General features: G+C 67.8%; 6 protein-coding genes. 1 reads left to right on the top strand and 5 read right to left on the bottom strand.

Annotation, left to right across the window (positions count from 1 at the left end):
- The 4 genes from ACHFFZ_RS14710 to ACHFFZ_RS14695 all read right to left on the bottom strand — a co-directional run.
- Positions 1-419, bottom strand: a 419-nt coding sequence (locus tag ACHFFZ_RS14710) for an FGGY family carbohydrate kinase (protein WP_394277349.1), incomplete at its 3' end; no start/stop codon positions are given.
- Between the two features lie 55 nt (positions 420-474).
- Positions 475-1,344, bottom strand: coding sequence for an HAD-IIA family hydrolase (locus ACHFFZ_RS14705; protein WP_394277348.1), 870 nt, complete (start codon positions 1,342-1,344; stop codon positions 475-477).
- 45 nt (positions 1,345-1,389) lie between these two features.
- Positions 1,390-2,418 (bottom strand): hypothetical protein, encoded by a 1,029-nt coding sequence (locus ACHFFZ_RS14700; RefSeq protein WP_394277350.1) that lies wholly within the window; start codon positions 2,416-2,418, stop codon positions 1,390-1,392.
- Positions 2,419-2,501: 83 nt separating this feature from the next.
- On the bottom strand, positions 2,502-2,969 hold the full coding sequence (locus tag ACHFFZ_RS14695; protein ID WP_394277347.1) for a ribose-5-phosphate isomerase: 468 nt from the start codon (positions 2,967-2,969) through the stop codon (positions 2,502-2,504).
- A gap of 235 nt (positions 2,970-3,204) precedes the next feature.
- On the opposite strand from ACHFFZ_RS14695, the gene ACHFFZ_RS14690 reads away from it, so the two are divergent.
- Complete coding sequence (locus tag ACHFFZ_RS14690) at positions 3,205-3,465, top strand: hypothetical protein (RefSeq protein WP_394277346.1); 261 nt, start codon at positions 3,205-3,207, stop codon at positions 3,463-3,465.
- A 36-nt stretch (positions 3,466-3,501) separates the two neighbouring features.
- Here the strand turns inward: ACHFFZ_RS14690 and ACHFFZ_RS14685 are convergent, their stop codons facing one another.
- A complete protein-coding gene (locus tag ACHFFZ_RS14685; protein WP_394277345.1) occupies positions 3,502-4,329 on the bottom strand; it encodes a DeoR/GlpR family DNA-binding transcription regulator in 828 nt (275 codons plus the stop codon).
- Positions 4,330-4,391: the final 62 nt, after the last annotated feature.

The raw sequence follows: 4,391 nt of genomic DNA, 5'->3' as shown, positions 1-4,391 counted from the left end.
GGGTACCACTCGGCGGTGGCGGGCGCGGTGCCGGCGCCGTTGTAGAGGCGCGCGACGGAGTCGGACTTCTCGGCCCTGGCCGCCTGTTCGGTGGCTCGCACGTCCATCCACATGATGGCATTGCCCAGCTCGACGCCATGGTCGTTCATCGGAACCACGGTCATGGTGGTCGCGTCATAGCTGATCCCGGCGATCTCGTGGGCCTGGATGCCCGAGGAGGCCATGGCCTTGTGGCAGGAGGCCTGCAGCGCGAGCCACCAGTCCTCGGGGCTCTGCTCGGCCCAGCCGGGTCGCGGATGTGTGGTGGCATAGGGCGTCGCCGCGAAGGTCACGGGGCGTCCGACGATGTCGAAGATCGCGACGCGGCAGCTCTCGGTGCCGTAGTCGATGCCCATCAGGTAGGGGCCGGTGGTGTTCATCTCGGTGTCCTTGTCCGGCGCTCCCTTGCGCCGCTCGGAAGGGTGTGGTGCGTACTCAGTGCGTGTCGGGGTCGTTGTCCTCGGTCCAGCCCAGTTCGTCCCAGACCTGCTGGGGCAGCAGACGGTCGATCCTGTCGAGGACATAGGTCGGGCGCTTGTCCTGGTCGAGTGCCTCGACGTCGGCCATGGTGGCCTCGCCGGTGAGCACCAGGGCGGAGCGCATGTTGGTGTCCAGTGCCATCTGGATGTCGGTCTGGAGCCTGTCCCCGACCATGACGCAGTTCTCGACCTCGACGTCGAGCCCGGCCAGTGCCTCGGTGAGCATCACGGCCGACGGCTTGCCCAGGCTCACCCGGCAGCTGACGCCGGTGCAGGCCTCGATGGCGGCGGTGATGGCGGCACAGTCGGGCTCCCCGCGCCCGCCCGGGAAGGGGCAGTAGCGGTCGGGATTGGTCTGGATCAGGAAGGCCCGCTTGTGGAACCAGATGGCGTCGAAGGCGATCTGGAGCTTGCGGTAGTCGAAGGTTCGGTCATAGGAGGCGATCACGATGTCGATCTCGGCCGGGTCCTCGGTGAGGGTGAAGCCGGCACCTCGCAGGGCCTTCTTGAGCGGCTCCTCGCTGATACAGAAGACCTTGGCGTCGGGATGGTGGGCCTGGAGCCAGCGCGTGGTGGTCACGACGGTGTTTGCGACGTCGGCCACGTCGGTGGGCAGCCCGAGCGCGTCGAGCTTGTGCACGTACTGCTCAGGGTCCTTGGTGGGGTTGTTGCTCAGGAAGCGCACCGGGATGCCCCTGCGCCGAAGCTCCTGCACCATGCGGGTGGCACCGGGCAGCAGGTGGTCGCCCAGGTAGATGGTGCCGTCCATGTCGAAGACATAGGCATCGTGCAGTTCGGTCGGATTGGTGATCGGGTCGTGGGACATCCCGGTGCTCCTTGTGCGTGGGTCGTGTGCTGCAGGGTGGGTGGCTCAGGCCAGCAGGACGCCGAGTCCGACGACCAGGGTGTTCATCATCCAGATGCCGGCGGCCGGCGGGTCGATGTGGGTGGTGCCGCGGTTGTACCAGACGCGGGCCCAGAACTCGACGAGCCAGGCGGCCAGGACACCGAACAGGCTGCCGATCAGGATGGCGACCGCGGCGAGGGTCCACTGGTGGCTGTCCCAGACTCCGTTCCAGTCGAAGCCGGCACCGGAGATGATGGGCAGGAAGACGACGCCGGCCAGGCCGCCGATGTTGGTCATGTGGTGCTGGACGGGCATGTTGAAGCCCATGATCAGGAACAGGATGATGATCGCCGAGATGGCGAAGGGGAAGGAGTTGGCGAAGCCGGCGCCGCCCTTGACCACGTGGCCGATCACGATCGACAGGGCTGCCGCGGCCCCGCCGAAAAAGGTGCCCAAGCTGACCAGGGTCCCCCACTTCTCCTGCCAGGGGAGCCACTGGGCGTCCTCGCGGGGGGCGATCCGGGCGCCGAAGCTGGTGGCACCGGGGGTGAAGCCCTCGGGGTTGGTGAGCGAGCCGCGTCCCTGTCCCTGCTTCTTGCCGAACAGGATGCGCACCAGCAGGGCCGAGACCACGACGGTCAGCGCGACGCCATCGGTGTGGGTACCCAGCCAGGGCAGGTTGTCCACCACGAGCGACTTGAACAGGTAGCCGAAGACGCCGAAGGCGGCACCGACGTGCAGCACGTCGGGGCGGCCGAGGCCGGCCAGGGCGGCGTTGATGTCCTTGCCCGACTCAAGGTAGCCCTTGTGCCAGGCATAGGCGGCGCCGGCGACACCGCCGCCGAACATCACATAGGGCCCGGCGAAGGGGCCGAAGGCGACGTAGTTGAAGCCCCAGTCGGAGCCGGTGCCCAGGAAGATGGCCCAGGCGAAGAAGACCGAGAGGCCGGTGATGACGAAGGCGAAGTTGCCACCGATGGCGGCACCGATGTACCCGCCGGCGGCGGCGGCCAGGAGGCCGAAGAGGAAGATCCCCAGTGAGACTGTGAACATCATTGTTCCTTGTGTGAGGGTCGCGTCCGCGACGTTTTCGTCAGGGTCCTGCGGCATCGGACGCCGCAGGACCCGGGTGGGGCTCAGCAGGAGGCTGCGTCGCCCTCGTAGGCGCTGATGGCCTCAACCTTGGCGGCCGAGGCGGAGCTGGCGTCGAAGTCGTAGTCGAAGAACTCCTTTGCCAGCCGACGGCCGAGGTGGGGCCCGATGACACGCGCACCGAGGCAGAGGACCTGGGCGTCATTGCTGAGCACCAGGCGCTCGACGCTGAAGCTGTCGTGGGCCGTGCAGGCCCGCACGCCCGGCACCTTGTTGGCGGTGATCGCCATGCCCATTCCGGTGCCGCAGACCAGGACGGCCCGGTCCACCTCGCCGGCGGCCACCATGCGGGCGGCCTTGATGCCGACATGGGGGTAGTCGACGTCCTCGCCCGCGGCGACACCGATGTCGGTGACGCTGTCGATCCGGTCGTCCTTCTCCAGGTCCTGCTTGATCAGGTCCTTCAGTTCGACGCCGGCGATGTCTGCACCCACCACGACCCGGTAAGCCATGTTCTTCCTTCCGCACCATTGCTGCGGCCGTGTCGCCGCAGGATGAAAGTAACACGGACAGCGTGACCTTGAACATGGTTTGTGTGATTAATCGCTTCACGAAGAAAGGTCAGACCACAGGTATAAGGTAAGACCACGGGAATGGAATCGCCGTCACCGGCGTTCCTCCCGACGTGAACCACTGTGGGTCGTGACCAGTGGTCACGCCTCACTTCCAGTACAACGTGAGGAAAGCATGCTCTTCAGGACCAGCACCGCCACCGACGAGACAGCCCGCGCCCCCTACCGCCCGCTGCGCCGCGCGAAGACCGCCAGCCGCACCACCGCACCGGAGCCACGGGTGCCCGAGGCCTCCCGCATGGTGCAGCACGGCCTGACCCGGATGCGCGTCCGGCTGGATGCCACCGACTGGCGCGGCACCAGCCGCACCGCCACCGGGATCGACCGCCAGGGATGGCGCGGAACCCGCCGCGGGAGCCTGTTCACCGCCCGCTGAGCGCACCGCGCAGCATCGGGGAACCCTCGGACGGGGTCACTCCTCGGAGATGATCGTCTCCACGTCCAGCTCTGCGAGCCAGTCCAGGGTCCTTTGCGCCGTGGCCCTGTCGACCACCACGATGTCGAATTCCTCGACGGCCGCGAAGGCATGCAGGGCCCGCCGGGTGAACTTGGTGTGGTCCAGCATGAGCACCTTGCAGTGGGCCGAGGCCAGCATCGCCCGCTTGACGGCCGCCACGTCGCCGTAGGGGTGCATGCAGCGCCCGTCCACCACGCCGGAGGCCGACATCACGCACACGTCGGCATGGATGCGTGACAGGCCGCTGATCGCCGCCTCCCCCATCAGCGCCTGCGCCCACGGCTGGTACTCGCCGCCGGTCATCAGGAGCCTGATGTCGTCGCGCCCCCCCACCTCCTGGGCCACCAGCAGTGAATTGGTCACCACCGTGAGGGGGGCGACGTTCTCCAGCGCACGCAGCAGCCACACACCACTGGTGGAGTCGTCGAGTACCAGGGAGGAGCCCGGCTTGATCCGCGAGGCCAGGGCCGCCGCCATCGAGGCCTTGATCTCGTGGTTCTGCTCCAGCCGGAAACCTGCAGAGGCCTCCTGCAGGCTGCCTGCCACCGCCAGCACCTGGCCCCGCTGGCGCGAGACGATGCCCGCCTCCTCCAGCGTGGCCACGTCACGATAGATGGTCATCGCGCTCACGCCCGTGGCGCGCACGATGTCACCGATGCTCATGGAACCCCGCTTGATCACCGACTCGGCGATCTTCTGGTGGCGTGCCCGCTGCGCCCCCAGGCTTCCCCGCGCCGCCGGGGCGTCGTCATCGAGATCGTGGGTGCTGCGTATACGGGGCATCGAGGTCCTGTCGTCCAGGTCCGGAAGAGCCGCCCATGACGAGGACGGCGTGTGACACGCCG

It is taken from the genome of Luteococcus sp., from assembly GCF_043424415.1.
Classification (GTDB): domain Bacteria; phylum Actinomycetota; class Actinomycetes; order Propionibacteriales; family Propionibacteriaceae; genus Luteococcus.
Note: the sequence above shows the minus strand (reverse complement) of the source record. Positions and strands in the feature narration are given on the sequence as shown.